Origin of the sequence: Pseudoduganella buxea (genome assembly GCF_009720835.1) — a bacterium.
GTDB lineage: Bacteria > Pseudomonadota > Gammaproteobacteria > Burkholderiales > Burkholderiaceae_D > Rugamonas > Rugamonas buxea.
This window is the reverse complement of sequence record NZ_WNKZ01000011.1, coordinates 49020-63725: the sequence shown is the minus strand read 5'-3', so window position 1 is coordinate 63725 and position 14706 is coordinate 49020. Positions and strand designations below refer to the sequence as shown.

General features: G+C 66.6%; 13 protein-coding genes. 11 read left to right on the top strand and 2 right to left on the bottom strand.

The window, feature by feature from the left end; genetic code table 11:
- Positions 1-2: 2 nt before the first annotated feature.
- The 3 genes from hemN to GM672_RS06400 are packed head-to-tail and all read left to right on the top strand — an operon-like array spanning position 3 to position 2370.
- Positions 3-1427 carry an oxygen-independent coproporphyrinogen III oxidase gene (gene hemN, locus GM672_RS06410; RefSeq protein ID WP_155469695.1) on the top strand — a complete coding sequence of 475 codons (1425 nt, stop codon included), beginning with the start codon at positions 3-5 and terminating at the stop codon, positions 1425-1427.
- An 18-nt stretch (positions 1428-1445) separates the two neighbouring features.
- Positions 1446-2126: a Crp/Fnr family transcriptional regulator gene (locus tag GM672_RS06405; RefSeq protein WP_155469722.1), complete on the top strand. Its 681-nt coding sequence runs from the start codon at positions 1446-1448 to the stop codon at positions 2124-2126.
- 10 nt (positions 2127-2136) lie between these two features.
- On the top strand, positions 2137-2370 hold the full coding sequence (locus GM672_RS06400; RefSeq protein ID WP_155469694.1) for a DUF3079 domain-containing protein: 234 nt from the start codon (positions 2137-2139) through the stop codon (positions 2368-2370).
- A gap of 23 nt (positions 2371-2393) precedes the next feature.
- Here GM672_RS06400 and GM672_RS06395 read toward each other — a convergent pair whose 3' ends face one another.
- Positions 2394-2795 (bottom strand): hypothetical protein, encoded by a 402-nt coding sequence (locus GM672_RS06395; protein ID WP_155469693.1) that lies wholly within the window; start codon positions 2793-2795, stop codon positions 2394-2396.
- Positions 2796-3044: 249 nt separating this feature from the next.
- On the opposite strand from GM672_RS06395, the gene GM672_RS06390 reads away from it, so the two are divergent.
- The 8 genes from GM672_RS06390 (at position 3045) to GM672_RS06355 (ending at position 14341) form a co-directional block, all read left to right on the top strand.
- On the top strand, positions 3045-6743 hold the full coding sequence (locus GM672_RS06390; RefSeq protein ID WP_155469692.1) for a nitrate reductase subunit alpha: 3699 nt from the start codon (positions 3045-3047) through the stop codon (positions 6741-6743).
- A 13-nt stretch (positions 6744-6756) separates the two neighbouring features.
- Complete coding sequence (gene narH / locus GM672_RS06385; RefSeq protein WP_155469691.1) at positions 6757-8310, top strand: nitrate reductase subunit beta; 1554 nt, start codon at positions 6757-6759, stop codon at positions 8308-8310.
- Positions 8310-8999, top strand: coding sequence for a nitrate reductase molybdenum cofactor assembly chaperone (gene narJ / locus GM672_RS06380; protein ID WP_229417584.1), 690 nt, complete (start codon positions 8310-8312; stop codon positions 8997-8999). The genes narH and narJ overlap by 1 nt, the downstream gene beginning before the upstream one ends.
- A 12-nt stretch (positions 9000-9011) precedes the next feature.
- Entirely contained in the window at positions 9012-9695 is a 684-nt protein-coding gene (narI, locus tag GM672_RS06375; protein WP_155469690.1) for a respiratory nitrate reductase subunit gamma, read from the top strand.
- Positions 9696-9714: 19 nt separating this feature from the next.
- Positions 9715-10461: a peptidylprolyl isomerase gene (locus GM672_RS06370; RefSeq protein ID WP_155469689.1), complete on the top strand. Its 747-nt coding sequence runs from the start codon at positions 9715-9717 to the stop codon at positions 10459-10461.
- Between the two features lie 117 nt (positions 10462-10578).
- Positions 10579-11553 (top strand): GTP 3',8-cyclase MoaA, encoded by a 975-nt coding sequence (gene moaA / locus GM672_RS06365; RefSeq protein ID WP_155469688.1) that lies wholly within the window; start codon positions 10579-10581, stop codon positions 11551-11553.
- A gap of 141 nt (positions 11554-11694) precedes the next feature.
- Positions 11695-13641 (top strand): type IV pili methyl-accepting chemotaxis transducer N-terminal domain-containing protein, encoded by a 1947-nt coding sequence (locus GM672_RS06360; protein WP_155469720.1) that lies wholly within the window; start codon positions 11695-11697, stop codon positions 13639-13641.
- Between the two features lie 22 nt (positions 13642-13663).
- Positions 13664-14341, top strand: coding sequence for a response regulator (locus GM672_RS06355; protein WP_155469687.1), 678 nt, complete (start codon positions 13664-13666; stop codon positions 14339-14341).
- Between the two features lie 12 nt (positions 14342-14353).
- Here GM672_RS06355 and GM672_RS06350 read toward each other — a convergent pair whose 3' ends face one another.
- A complete protein-coding gene (locus GM672_RS06350; protein WP_155469686.1) occupies positions 14354-14608 on the bottom strand; it encodes a heavy-metal-associated domain-containing protein in 255 nt (84 codons plus the stop codon).
- Between the last annotated feature and the right edge of the window lie 98 nt (positions 14609-14706).

The window sequence follows — 14706 nt, the reverse complement described above, 5'->3', positions numbered from 1 at the left end:
TCATGTCATCGACCGTCATCCCCATTGCCCGCTCCGTCGAATTCGATGCGGCACTGGTGCGCAAGCTGGACCGGCATGGTCCGCGCTACACGTCGTACCCGACGGCCGACCGCTTCGATGCCGGTTTCGGGCCCGGCGCCTACCGGCAGGCCGTGGCGGCACTGCGCGGCCAGCCTGGCCCTCATGCGCTGTCGCTGTACGTGCACATACCGTTCTGCGAGTCGCTGTGCTATTACTGCGCCTGCAACAAGATCATCACGCAGGACCATGGCAAGGCGGTCCAGTACCTGGACTACCTGGCGCGCGAGATCGCCCTGCAGGCGGAGCTGGTCGCCGGCCTCGGCCCGGTGACGCAGCTGCACTTCGGCGGCGGCACGCCGACCTTCCTGTCCGACGCCCAGATGGACGGCCTGCTGGCGGACCTGCGGCGCCGCTTTGCCTTCGCGGCCGACGACGCCGGTGAATTTTCCATCGAAGTCGATCCGCGCACGGTGGACGCGGCGCGCGTGCACACATTGCGCCGCCAGGGCTTCAACCGCATCAGCCTGGGCGTGCAGGATTTCGATCCCGACGTGCAGCGCGCGGTCAACCGTATCCAGCCGCATGCCGAAACGATCGCCGTGCTGGATGCGGCGCGGGCGGCCGGCTTCTGCTCCATCAGCATCGACCTGATCTACGGCCTGCCGCGGCAGAGCGTGACGAGCATCGGCGCCACGCTGGATCAGGTCATCGCGGCGCGGCCCGACCGCATCGCCGTCTATAACTATGCCCACATGCCGCACCTGTTCAAGGCGCAGCGGCTGATCGATCCGCAAGACATGCCGCACGCCGAAGCGAAGCTGGCGATGCTGGGCGTGTGCATCGAGCGCCTGACGGCGGCCGGCTACGTGTACATCGGCATGGATCACTTCGCGCTGCCCGACGACGATCTGGCCCGCAGCCAGGCCAGCGGCCAGCTGCAGCGCAACTTCCAGGGCTACTCGACGCACGCGGCAGCGCACATGGTGGCCCTGGGCGTTTCGGCGATCAGTGCGCTGGGCCGCTGCTACGCGCAGAACGAGAAGTCGTTGAACGCGTATTACGACCGGCTCGATGCGGGCGAACTGCCGCTGGCACGCGGCACGGCGCTCGACGACGACGACCTGCTGCGCCGCGACGTCATCGGCACGCTGATGTGCGACTTCGCGCTCGACTTCGCCGCGCTGGCCATTCCCGGCGGCATACCGGCCGCGCAGTACTTCGCCGCCGAGCTGGAACGCCTGCGTCCGATGGAAGAGCAGGGGCTGCTGTGCATGGGCAGCCGCGGCATCAAGGTGCGGCCCCGTGGACGGCTGTTGATCCGCAATATCTGCATGGCCTTCGACCGCTACCTGTATGCCGCAGTCCCGGAAGGACCGCAGCGGCCGCGCTATTCGCGCACCATCTGAATGACTGACGAGGCAACGATGGACCAGACCCGCATCAAGATCCAGGCTTTCCTGTCGAAGGTGCCGCTGTTCGCCCGGCTGCGGCCCGATGAAGTGGACCGGATCGCATTGGGCACCACCAAGGTCCGGGTCGCGCGGGGCGAGCTGGTATTCCAGCGCGGCGAACCGTGCGTGGGCTTTCACATCGTCGTGTACGGCCAGGTCAAGCTGTCGTTCACGTCGAACGGCGGCGCCGAGAAGGTCATCGAACTGATCGGCCCGGGGCACAGCTTCGGCGAAGCGCTGATGTTCATGAACAAGCCGTACATCGTGACGGCCCAGGCCACGGAGGACTCGATGCTGCTGCATGTCTCGCAGCCCGTCATCTTCCGCGAGATCCATGGCGACCCCGATTTTGCCTGCGCCATGCTGGCCGGCCTGTCGCAGCGCATGCACAGCCTCATGAGCGACATGGAATCGTATTCGCTGCGCTCGGGCACCCAGCGCGTGGCCGGCTACCTGCTGAAGGACTGCGATGGCGCCGGCAGCTCGGAGCTGACGCTGCCGGCCGCCAAGGCGGTGCTGGCTTCGCGCCTGAACCTGACGCCGGAGCACTTCTCGCGCATCATGGCCGACCTGTCGGCCCGCCAGCTGATCGCATTCCGGGGCCGGCATATCGTCATCCCGGACGTGGAAAAGCTGCGCACCTGCGCCGGCTGAGGACAGTCCCATGGCCAAGAAATTCCCGATCGTGCCGGCCCACCCCGAACGCATCTGCTGGGGCTGCGACAAGTACTGCCCCATCGATGCGCTGGCCTGCGGGAACGGCTCGGACCGCACCCAGCATCCGGCCGAGCTGTTCGGCGAGGACTGGCTGGAACCGATCCTGCCGTTCCCCGATGCGCAGCAGGAGGATGGGCCAGGTGCCGGCACCGCGCAGGACGCCGGCAAGGACAAGCAGTAGCGCCGGCGAACCCTGCCGCGCCGCTAGGCGGCCCAGCGCAGCAGTTCGCCGTCGCGGTCGAAGGCCAGCATCCCGTTCATCTGCCCCAGCTTGATGGCGTTGACCATGGCACGCAGCGCGCTTCCGGCCTGGCGCTCGTCTGGCCACTGGCCCGCGCAACCGGACAGGGTGCTGACCAGCAGCACATCCCAACGGGCGCCGCCCAGGGCCTGCCGTGCTTCGGCCGCCAGGTCATCGAAGCCGGCCAGTTCGGGCGCGCGCCGGTCCACGCAGCCCAGCGGCGCCAGCGCCATGCGCGGTGGCTGGCCCGGCGCGGCGTGCTGCTGCGGCTCGGCCTCGAACGCGGCAAACGTCAGCAGAAACAGCTGCGGTTCCGGCCGCCCTTTGGCGGCGTCGAGCAGGGTGGCGAAACTGTCGATTGTCATGGTGCTTCCTTCAAGTGAATGCGGTGCCGTATGTATAGCCGAGCCATCCCGGGCCGGCCATATGCACGACGCAGGCGGGCCTAGTCACAAAGAGCTAGCCGCCCTAGTCCTTCCTTGCGCCGCCGCGCGACCAATTGCCAATGTTCAGCCAAGGGCGCGGCCGATAGACTGGTTTGCATCACGGCTCCCTGCATGTCGCACGGAGCGGCGCCCGGCACGCGGGGCGCGCAACCGGTTCAAGGAGGCAGCATGAGTCATTTTCTGGATCGCCTGAAGTACTTCAACAAGCCCAAATCCACGTTCTCGGACGGCCATGGCGCCGTGGTCCACGACGACCGCACCTGGGAAAACGCCTACCGCCAGCGCTGGCAGCATGACAAGATCGTGCGCTCGACGCACGGCGTCAACTGCACCGGCTCATGCAGCTGGAAGGTGTACGTGAAGAACGGCCTGATCACCTGGGAGACCCAGCAGACCGACTATCCGCGCACGCGCCCGGACCTGCCGAACCACGAACCGCGCGGCTGCCCGCGCGGCGCCAGCTATTCCTGGTACGTGTATTCGGCGCAGCGCGTCAAGTATCCGATGGTGCGCGGCCGGCTGATGGAAATGTGGCGCGACGCGCGCCGTACCATGAATCCGGTCGAAGCATGGGATTACGTCAGCCAGAACCCGGAGCGGGCGGCCCGCTACAAGTCCGTGCGCGGCCTGGGCGGCTTCGTGCGCGCCAGCTGGGACGAGTGCAACGAAATGATCGCCGCCGCCAATGCGTTGACGATCAAGAAGTATGGCCCGGACCGGATCGTCGGCTTCTCGCCGATTCCTGCCATGTCCATGGTCAGCTACGCCGCCGGCACGCGCTACCTGTCGCTGATCGGCGGCGTCGCGCTGTCGTTCTATGACTGGTACTGCGACCTGCCGCCGGCCAGCCCGCAGGTATGGGGCGAGCAGACCGACGTGCCGGAATCGGCCGACTGGTACAACTCCACCTACCTGATGGTGTGGGGCTCGAACGTGCCGATGACGCGCACGCCCGACGCCCACTTCTATACGGAAGTGCGCTACAAGGGCACCAAGACGGTGGCCGTGTCGTCCGACTTCGGCGAGATGGCCAAATTCGGCGACATCTGGCTGGCGCCCACCCAGGGCACCGACGCCGCGCTGGCGATGGCAATGGGCCACGTGATCCTGAAGGAATTCCACAGCGCCGGCCAGTCGGCCTACTTTCGCGGCTACGTGAAGCAGTACACCGACTTCCCCATGCTGGTGCTGCTGAAGGAGCACGAAGGCGCCCTGATTCCCGATTACTTCCTGCGCGCATCGCACCTGGCGAACGATCTGGACGAGACCAATAATCCTGACTGGAAGACGCTCGTCATCGACGAGCAATCGGGACGCATCGTCGCCCCCGGAGGCTCGATCGGTTTCCGCTGGGGCGAGGCCGGCAAGTGGAACCTGGAGATGAAGGAGGGCGGCAACGGCGCCCCGGTGGACCCGCTGCTGTCGCTGATCGACTGCGCCGACGACGTGCTGCCGGTGGCCTTTGCCTACTTCGGCGGACGCGACGCCTCGGACCTGTTGCGCCGCAACGTCCCCGTCAAGCGCGTGCAACTGGCCGATGGCACCACCGCGCTGGTCACCACCGTATTCGACCTGACGCTGGCCAACTACGGCATCGACCGTGGCCTGGGCGGCGGCAATGTCGCCAGGGATTACGCCGACGACGTGCCCTACACCCCGGCGTGGCAGGAAAAACACACGGGCGTCAAGCCTGCCGACGTGATCACCGTGGCCCGCCAGTTCGCCGAGAACGCCGACCAGACCCGCGGCAAGAGCATGGTCATCGTGGGCGCCGCCCTGAACCACTGGTACCACATGGACATGACGTACCGCGGCATCATCAACATGCTGATGATGTGCGGCTGCATCGGCCAGTCCGGCGGCGGCTGGGCGCACTACGTGGGCCAGGAAAAGCTGCGCCCCCAGACCGGCTGGACACCGCTCGCCTTCGCCCAGGACTGGAACCGGCCGATGCGCCAAATGAACGGCACCTCGTTCTTCTACGCGCATACCAGCCAGTGGCGCCACGAGAAGCTGTACACCAGCGATATCGCCTCGCCGACGGCGGGGCCGGATGTGGCGCCGATGACCTTGTTGGACTACAACGCCAAGGCCGAGCGCATGGGTTGGCTGCCGTCGGCCCCGCAACTGCAGACCAATCCGCTCGACGTGATGGACGCCGCCGCGGCCACCGGCCAGGACCCGGCCGCGTTCGCGGTGCAGCAGATCAAGGACGGCAAGCTGCAGTTCTCCTGCGACGATCCGGACAACCCGGCCAACTTCCCCCGCAATATGTTCGTCTGGCGCTCGAACATCCTGGGCAGCTCCGGCAAGGGCCACGAGTACTTCCTGAAGTACCTGCTGGGCACGCAGAACGCCCTGATGAGCGACGAGGCGGACTGCATCAAGCCGCGCGACGTCAAGGTGCGCCCGGCTGCCGAAGGCAAGCTCGACTTGCTGGTGGTACTGGACTTCCGCATGTCCACGACCTGCCTGTACGGCGACATCGTGCTGCCGACGGCCACCTGGTACGAGAAGGATGACCTGAACACGTCGGACATGCATCCCTTCATCCACCCGCTTTCGGAAGCCGTGCAGCCGCTGTGGCAGTCGCGCTCCGACTGGGAAATCTACAAGGGCATCGCCGCCAAGTTTTCCGAGATCGGCGGGGACTATCTGGGCACCCGCAAGGACCTGGTGCTCACGCCCCTGATGCACGACACGCCGGGCGAACTGGGCCAGCCGTTCGACCCGAAGGACTGGCGCGCCGGCGAGTGCGAGCCCATCCCCGGCAAGACCATGCCGAACTTCACCGTGGTCGAACGCGATTTCCGCCAGGTCTACAAGAAGTTCACGTCGGTGGGGCCGCTGCTGGAGAAGATCGGCAACGGCGGCAAGGGCATCGGCTGGAAGACGGGACACGAGGTCGATGTCCTGCGCGGCATCAATCGCACGGTGCAGGAAGAGGGCGTGTCGAAGGGCCAGCCGCGCCTGAACACGGCCATCGATGCGGCCGAGATGATCCTCTCGCTGGCCCCGGAAACGAACGGCCACGTGGCCGTCAAGGCCTGGGCCGCGCTGTCGGCCATCACGGGGCGCGACCACACCCACCTGGCGCTGCCGCGCGAGCATGACAGCATCCGCTTCCGCGACGTGCAGGCGCAGCCGCGCAAGATCATCTCCTCGCCCACCTGGTCCGGCCTGGAATCGGAAGAAGTGAGCTACAACGCCTGCTACACCAACGTGCATGAACTTATCCCATGGCGCACGCTGACGGGCCGCCAGCAGTTCTATCAGGATCACCGCTGGATGCGCGATTTCGGCGAAGGCCTGTGCGTCTACAAACCGGCCATCGACACGCGCACGACGGCGGGGGCGATGGGGGCGAGCCCGAACGGCAACAAGGAGATCGCGCTGAACTTCATCACGCCGCACCAGAAATGGGGTATCCACTCGACCTATTCGGACAACCTGCGCATGCTGACCCTGTCGCGCGGCGGCCCCCATGTGTGGCTGTCCGAGACGGACGCGAAGGCGGCCGGCATCGTCGACAACGACTGGATCGAAGTCTTCAACGTCAACGGCACCCTGACGGCGCGGGCCATCGTCAGCCAGCGGGTACCGGCCGGCATGACGATGATGTACCACGCCCAGGAAAAGATCATCAACGTGCCCGGCGCGGAAATGTCGGGCAAGCGGGGCGGCATCCACAACTCGGTCACGCGGGCCGTGACGAAGCCGACCCACATGATCGGCGGTTATGCACAGCTGTCCTGGGGCTTCAACTACTACGGCACGGTGGGATCGAACCGCGACGAGTTCGTCGTCGTGCGCAAGATGAACAAGGTGGACTGGCTCGAAGGCGAACTGGCCGCGACGGCGAAATAACGGAGCAGACAAAATGAAAATACGAGCGCAAATCGGCATGGTGCTGAACCTGGACAAGTGCATTGGCTGCCACACCTGCTCGGTCACGTGCAAGAACGTGTGGACCAGCCGCGATGGGGTCGAGTACGCATGGTTCAACAACGTCGAGACGAAACCGGGCATCGGCTACCCGAAGCAGTGGGAAAACCAGGACAAGTGGAACGGCGGATGGCGCCGGACGGCAGCCGGCAATATCGAGCCGCGCCAGGGCAGCCGGCTGAAGATCCTGTCCAATATCTTCGCCAACCCGAACCTGCCGCAGATCGACGAATACTACGAGCCCTTCACCTACGACTACGAACACCTGCAGAACGCGCCCCTGTCGCAGACGCCGCCGACGGCCCGCCCGATTTCCGTGCTGACGGGCCGCAAGATGGACAAGATCGAGTGGGGCCCGAACTGGGAGGACGACCTGGGTGGCGAGTTCGCCCAGCGCAGCCAGGACAAGCTGTTCGACAATATGCAGAAGGAGATGTACGGCACCTTCGAGAACACGTTCATGATGTACCTGCCGCGCCTGTGCGAACATTGCCTGAACCCGACCTGCGTGGCGTCCTGCCCGTCCGGCTCCGTGTACAAGCGCGAGGACGACGGCATCGTGTTGATCGACCAGGACAAGTGCCGTGGCTGGCGCATGTGCATCTCCGGTTGCCCCTACAAGAAGATCTACTACAACTGGTCTTCCGGCAAGGCCGAGAAATGCACTTTCTGCTATCCCCGCATCGAGGCGGGCCAGCCCACAGTGTGCTCGGAAACCTGCGTCGGCCGCATCCGCTACCTGGGCGTACTGCTGTATGACGCCGACAAGATCGAGGCCGCGGCATCGGTCGCCGACGAGCGTGACCTGTATCCGTCGCAACTGGGCCTGTTCCTCGATCCGCACGACCCGGCTATCATCGCCGAGGCCCGCCGCCAAGGGATTCCCGACGCCTGGCTGGAGTCCGCCGCCCGCTCGCCCGTCTACAAGATGGCGATGGAGTGGAAGGTGGCCTTCCCGCTGCACCCGGAATACCGTACGTTGCCGATGGTGTGGTATATCCCGCCCCTGTCACCGATCCAGGCCGCTGTCGAATCGGGCAAGCTGGGTACCAACGGTATCCTGCCCGACACGGCCAGCCTGCGGATTCCCGTGCAGTACCTGGCCAACCTGCTGACGGCCGGCGACCAGGTACCAGTGCTCAAGGCCCTTGACCGGATGCTGGCCATGCGCGCCTACATGCGCGGCAAGAGTGTCCATGGCACCGAGGACCTGCAGGTGCTGGCCCAGGTGGGACTGGACAAGGCCACGGTGGAGGACATGTATCACATCATGGCGATCGCCAACTATGAGGACCGCTTCGTCATCCCCAGCAGCCACAAGGAGATGGCGGAGGACAGCTTCAACGAGAAGGGCAGTTGCGGTTTCAGCTTCGGTAACGGCTGCTCCGATGGCGTCACCGACGCCAGCCTGTTCGGCAAGAAGAAGCAGGGCTCGACGATCTTCATGTCGATGCCGAAATCGCGCAAGAAGCAAGCGGAGAACGTGTGATGGCTACCGAAGAGAACATGCAGTGCTACCAGGCCCTGTCGCTGCTGCTGCAGTATCCCGAGCCGGAGCTGATCGGCGCGCTGCGCGAGATCGAGGCCGTGCTGGAACGCCGTCCCGCGTGGCGCGAGCAGCTGCAGCCGCTGCTGGTCCACCTGGGCACGACGCCGCTGATCGACCTGCAGCAGCACTACGTGGCCACGTTCGACCGCAATCCGTCCCATTCGCTGCACCTGTTCGAGCATATCCATGGCGAATCGCGCGACCGGGGCCAGGCCATGGTCGACCTGCTGGCCGAATACAGCGCGCACGGCCTGGAGATGGTGGGCGACGACTTGCCCGATTACGTGCCGCTGTTCCTCGAGTTCCTCGGACAGCAGGACGAGGACGAAGCGCGCCGCCTGCTCGGCGACGCCGTCCACGTGCTGGCCCATGTCGGGCGCAAGCTGGCGGCTGGCGGCGATCCCTACGCGTCGCTGTTTGCGCTGCTGGAGAGCCATAGCCCGGTGGCGGCCGAGATGCTGACGGAGCCGCCCGTGCACGACATGGACGAAGCGCTGGAGACCTTCGGACCCGGCGCCGATGGCGTGGAACCGCTGCTGCGGCAAATGCCGGGCGGCGAGCAGCCGATCCGCTTCTATCCGAAACACGAGCCGAAAAACGCCCCGCGCGCCGGCGCGCGGCAAGCCTGAGAGGAGGCCATCATGCACTACATCCACCAATTCCTGTTCGGGATCTATCCCTATATCGCCCTGGCGGTCTTCCTGCTGGGGAGCCTGGTGCGCTTCGACCGCGAGCAGTACAGCTGGCGCTCCGAATCGAGCCAGGTGCTGCATGCGGGCGCGCTGCGCCTGGCCAGTCCCCTGTTCCACGTCGGGATCATCGGCCTGTTCTTCGGCCATGCCGTCGGGCTGCTGACACCCGTCTGGATCTGGGACTTCCTTGGCGTGCCGCATGGCGCCAAGCAGCTGTTTGCCATGGTGGCCGGCGGCGTCATGGGCACCATCGCGCTGGTCGGCCTGCTGATGCTGCTGGCGCGCCGCTTTGCCAGTGACCGCCTGCGCCGGGCCACCACGTTCAAGGACAAGATCGTGCTGCTGTGGATCCTTGCCACGCTGCTGCTGGGCCTTTCGTCGATCGTGTCGTCGGCCGGGCACATGGACGGCCATATGATGGTGCTGCTGATGGGCTGGGCCCAGCATATCGTCACCTTCCGCGCCGATGCGGCCGGGCTGATCGTCGACGCGCCGCTGGTGTTCAAGCTGCACCTGTTCATGGGCATGTCGCTGTTCCTGATCTTCCCCTTCACCCGCCTGGTGCACGTGTGGAGCGGCTTCGGTGCCGTCACCTATCTGGGGCGCGCCTTCCAGCTCGTGCGCAGCCGCTGATCATCGCAAGGAGAACGACATGGGTATCGCAGTCAATGGCATCGACGTCCCGGATGCCGAAATCGAAGCCGAGCTGGCACACCACGCCGGCGCCGGCAATCCGCTCAAGGCGGCCGTGCACGAAGTAGTGCTGCGTCGCGTGCTGCTGGCCGAAGCCGCACGCCTGGGAATCGCCGCCGCCGGCGACGACGACACGATCGAGGCGCTGTTCGACCGGGAGGTGAAGGTGCCCCAGGCCGATGACGCCGCATGCCGGCGCTTCTACGACGCGCACCGCGACCGCTTCGCCAGCGGCGAGATGGTCGAGGCACGCCATATCCTGTTCCAGGTTACGCCGGCGGCGCCGCTGGACCTGCTGCGCGACACGGGCGAGCAAATCCTGGCCGAACTGCAGGCCCGGCCGGAACGCTTCGATGAGCTGGCGCGCCAGTATTCGAACTGCCCGTCCGGGGCTGTCGGCGGCAGCCTGGGCCAGCTGTCGCGTGGCCAGTGCGTGCCCGAATTCGAGGCGCTGCTGTTCCGGCTGCGTCCGGGCGAACTGGCCGGGCGCCTGCTGGAAACCCGTTTCGGCCTGCATATCGTCCAGGTGCTGCGCCGCGAAGAGGGCCGCGTGCTGCCGTTCGAGACGGTGCGTGGACACGTGCGCGACACGCTGCAGCGCCAGTCGTGGCAGCGCGCGCTGCACCAGTACCTGCATATTCTCGTGGGCCGGGCCGATATCGAGGGCGTCGCGCTGGGCGGAGCGGACTCGCCGCTGGTGCAGTAATCGGCCTTGTCAATCGTTCTTCCTGCCTAGTCCCGAAGCCATCCCCCTACGCCGTCCTGCCAGGTGCCAGGGCGGCGCTCCCCCCGTACAATGGACCATCATCTAGAGGAGGCTGCCATGCTGAGCGACCGGCACGGTCGTACCGTCGACTACCTGCGCGTGTCGGTGACGGACCGTTGCGACCTGCGCTGCACCTATTGCATGCCGCAGGATTACCGTGGCTTCGAGAATCCGCCCGACTGGCTGACCTACGAGGAAATCGAGCGTGTCGTGGCGGCCTTCGTCCGGCTCGGCACCCGGCGCGTGCGCCTGACGGGCGGCGAGCCGCTGACGCGCGGCGGTCTGGCCGGCCTTGCCGCACGCCTGGCCGCGCTGCCCGGACTGGACGACCTGTCGCTGTCGACCAACGCCACCCGCCTGGCACGCCACGCACCGGCCCTGCGTGCGGCCGGGATCGACCGCATCAATGTCAGCCTCGATTCGCTCGACCGCACCTGCATGGCGGGCATTACGGGGCGCGACAGCCTGCCGGCCATTCTGGCCGGGCTGGCGGCGGCCCAGGAGGCGGGCTTCGATCCCATCAAGATCAATATGGTGGCGATGAAGGGCGTCAACGAGCACGAGATCGAACCGATGGCCGCGTTCTGCATCGAACGGGGCTTCATCCTGCGCCTGATCGAGGTGATGCCGATGGGTGCGACGGGGCAGGGCACGGACTGGCTGCCGCTCGGCCCCGTGCGCGAGCGCCTTGTCGAGCGCTTCGGGCTGCTGCCGCAAGCGCGGGAACTCGGCGGCGGCCCGGCGCGCTACCTGGCTACGCCGGACGGCCGCGCCAGCATTGGCTTCATCACGCCCCTGTCGCAGCATTTTTGCGCAACCTGCAACCGCGTGCGCCTGGCCGTGGACGGCACCTTGTACATGTGCCTGGGCCAGGAACAAAGCGTGCCCCTGCGACCGCTGCTGCGCTCGGGCGCAAGCGACGCGGCCCTGGAGGCAGCCATCCGCGCGGCCATCGAACTGAAGCCGCTGCAGCATGATTTCAACCGGCAGCCCGGAAAGATCGTCCGCTTCATGTCCCAGACCGGCGGCTGAGCGCCATCGCCTCCCGGACGGCCGCTGCAGGGGCCGACGCCGACCTGGGTATACTGGCCTTCCGCAAGGCCCATCACGAAGGACATCATGAACAGCCAGACCAGACCTTCCACTGCCGGCGCCGGCGTGCGGTGGGCGCCGATGGCGCTGCTGCGAGGGGCGCACGACGCCGCCTGGCGCAAGCTGTCGACGAAGATCGTCGGGAGCCTGCTCGGCTTCCTGGCCGTGGCGCTGACGGTGATCGGCGCCACGCTGTACCTGTCCTGGCAGCTCGAAGGCGGCGCCGCCGCCATCAATGTCACGGGCAGCCTGCGGATGACGAGTTTTCGGCTGAGCCTTGCCGTCACGGGCCTGGCGGACCCGCGCCGCCGCGAGCCAGCGGCGGCGGAAGTGCGGGCCCAGGTCGCCGCGCTGGACAGCGCACTGGCACAGCTGCGCCACGGCGATCCGCAGCGGCCCCTGTTCCTGCCCCCTTCGCCAGCCATCCGCCAGGCCTTTGACCAGGTCACCGCGCACTGGACCACCCGCCTGCGTCCGGCGGCGATGGCGCTGCTGGGGCAACCGGCCATCGAGCCTGCGCGCGCGTGGGAGTTCCAGCACGATGCGGAGATCTTCGTGGCCGACGTCGCCCGCCTCGTCCAGCAGATCGAGCAGGACAGCGAGACGCGCACGTTCTGGCTGCGCGGCTCGCAACTGCTGCTGCTGGCTTTTGCCACGGCCGGTACCGTCAGCATCATCTATCTGCTGTTCAACCTGATCATCGCCCCCGTCACGTCGCTGCAGGGCGGCATGGCGCGCATGCGCGAGCGTGATTTCGAAGTGCGGCTGCCGGCCGAGCGCGACGACGAATTCGGCGAGCTGGCGCAAGGCTTCAACCAGATGGCCGACCGGCTGCAAGGCGTCTACACGCATCTCGAACAGCTGGTGGAAACCAAGACGGCCGCACTGGCCGCGCAGAACCGCGAGCTGGCACTGCTCTACGACAGCGCCGCCTTCCTGCAGCGACCGCAGCCCGCCGAGGAAATGTGCCGCGGTTTCCTGCGGCGCCTGTCCGACTATTTTGGTGCCGACGGCGGCTCGGTGCGCATCCTCGATCCCGAGCGCGGCAACCTGCACATGCTGGTCCATCACGGGCTGTCGCCGAAGCTGGTCGAGGCAGAGCACTGCATGAAGGTGGGCGACTGCCTGTGCGGCCAGGCGGTGGAAAAGAAGATCACCATCGTGCAGGACCTGCGCAGGATGCCGCGCGGGGCGGAGCTGGAGTGTGCGCGCGAAGGCTACGAAACCGTTTCGATGTTCCACATCTACGCGCAACAGCAGCACCTGGGGATGTTCAACCTGCACTTCCGCCAGGCGCGTGAATTTTCGCAGCATGAGCAGGCCTTGCTCGAGACCCTGGGCCAGCTGCTGGGCACCGCCATCGAGAATCTGCGCCTGGGCGCGCGCGAGCGTGAAATGGCCATTTCCGAAGAGCGCAACCTGGTGGCCCAGGGGCTGCACGACAGCATCGCCCAGGGGCTCAATTTCCTGAACCTGCAGGTGCAGATGCTGGAGCAGTCGGTCCGTGCCGGCCAGTTGGGCGAGGTGGCCGACATCGTCCCGGCGCTGCGCATGGGCGTGCAGGAGAGTTACGAGGACGTGCGCGAGCTGCTGCTGAACTTCCGCACGCGCCTGGTCGAGGACAGCCTGGTCAACTCGCTGCAGACGACAATCGACAAGTTCGGCCGGCAAAGCGGCATCGACGTCGTGCTCAAGGCCGACTGCGACGGCGCGCCCTTCCCCCGCGAGCAGCAGTTGCAATTGCTGTTCATCGTGCAGGAGGCGTTGTCGAACGTGCGCAAGCACGCCGGCGCCCGCCATGCCGAAGTCATCCTGCGCGACGAGCAGGATTTCACGCTGACGGTTCGCGACGATGGCGCCGGCTTCGACCCGCTGGTCCTGGCGACGCAGGGCGAGCATCATGTCGGTATTCATATCATGCGCGAACGGGCGCAGCGAATCTCGGCCACGCTGGAAGTGCTGTCGCGGCCCGGCGCCGGCACCACGGTGCTGCTGCAGTTGCCGCGTGAGCTGCGCCGCGCCGCGTGACCGGAAACCACCAGGACAAGCCATGAACCAGATAAACGAAAACTCCCAGCCGATCTCCGTGTTGCTGGTGGACGACCACACGCTGTTCCGCAGCGGCATCCGCTCGCTGCTGCAGCGCCACCCCGAATTCAACGTGGTGGGCGAGGCGGCCGACGGCGTCGAGGGGATCAAGCGCGCCAAACAGCTCGCGCCCCAGGTGGTCTTGCTGGACCTGCACATGCCGGGCATGTCGGGCCTGGAAACGCTGCACCTCCTGCTGCAGGACTGTCCGGACAGCGCCATCGTCATGCTGACGGTCTCGGAAGACGCGCAGGACCTGGCAGCGGCACTGAAGGCCGGCGCCAGTGGCTACCTGCTGAAGAACATCGATACGGACTACTTGACGCGGGCCGTGCGGCGCGCCGCCGCGGGCGAGACGGTGGTGGCCGAGGCAATGACGAGCAAGCTTGTGGCGCAGTTGCAGGCGGGGGCGCGGCCAGCGGAACCGGCTTCCGAGATCGACCGGCTGACACCGCGCGAGCGGGAGATCCTCGATTGCCTGGCGCGGGGCGAAAGCAACAAGGTCATCGCCCGTTCGCTGGACCTGTCGGAAAGCACCGTCAAGATCCATGTGCAGAACGTGCTGAAGAAGCTGAACCTGTCGAGCCGCGTGCAGGCCGCCGTGTTCGCGGTCGAGCACCGTCGCGCCCAGCAGGGTTGAGCCTTTCCGTCATTACGTGCCGCAGCAGCCGCCGCAGCATGAACCCGGGCCGGCGTCGCGCACCCGGCTTTCGACGCCGGCCTGCGCCAGCGTGGCCCGCAGCTGCTCGGGCGAGGTCTGCGGCGATTCATAGTCGATGGTGATGCTGGCGCCGGCCGTCGACAGGCGCGCCGCCAGCACGCCCGGCGCCGCACCGAGGGCATCGGCGATGGCGCGGGTGGTATCCGCGTCGGGCGTATCGGCGAGTTTGAGCATCGTGGTCTGCATGGTGTTCTCCTGTGAAATGACAGGTGCCAGCGTAGCCCTGGGCCGCGCCTTTTGTCCAAGGTCAGGGCCAGCCGGTTGAGAAAAGCATGATCCAGATT

Coding starts and splice junctions, on each gene's coding strand:
- hemN (WP_155469695.1), top strand. CDS start 3: ATGTCATCGACCGTCATCCCCATTGCCCGCTCCGTCGAATTCGATGCG.
- GM672_RS06405 (WP_155469722.1), top strand. CDS start 1,446: ATGGACCAGACCCGCATCAAGATCCAGGCTTTCCTGTCGAAGGTGCCG.
- GM672_RS06400 (WP_155469694.1), top strand. CDS start 2,137: ATGGCCAAGAAATTCCCGATCGTGCCGGCCCACCCCGAACGCATCTGC.
- GM672_RS06395 (WP_155469693.1), bottom strand. CDS start 2,795: ATGACAATCGACAGTTTCGCCACCCTGCTCGACGCCGCCAAAGGGCGG.
- GM672_RS06390 (WP_155469692.1), top strand. CDS start 3,045: ATGAGTCATTTTCTGGATCGCCTGAAGTACTTCAACAAGCCCAAATCC.
- narH (WP_155469691.1), top strand. CDS start 6,757: ATGAAAATACGAGCGCAAATCGGCATGGTGCTGAACCTGGACAAGTGC.
- narJ (WP_229417584.1), top strand. CDS start 8,310: ATGGCTACCGAAGAGAACATGCAGTGCTACCAGGCCCTGTCGCTGCTG.
- narI (WP_155469690.1), top strand. CDS start 9,012: ATGCACTACATCCACCAATTCCTGTTCGGGATCTATCCCTATATCGCC.
- GM672_RS06370 (WP_155469689.1), top strand. CDS start 9,715: ATGGGTATCGCAGTCAATGGCATCGACGTCCCGGATGCCGAAATCGAA.
- moaA (WP_155469688.1), top strand. CDS start 10,579: ATGCTGAGCGACCGGCACGGTCGTACCGTCGACTACCTGCGCGTGTCG.
- GM672_RS06360 (WP_155469720.1), top strand. CDS start 11,695: ATGGCGCTGCTGCGAGGGGCGCACGACGCCGCCTGGCGCAAGCTGTCG.
- GM672_RS06355 (WP_155469687.1), top strand. CDS start 13,664: ATGAACCAGATAAACGAAAACTCCCAGCCGATCTCCGTGTTGCTGGTG.
- GM672_RS06350 (WP_155469686.1), bottom strand. CDS start 14,608: ATGCAGACCACGATGCTCAAACTCGCCGATACGCCCGACGCGGATACC.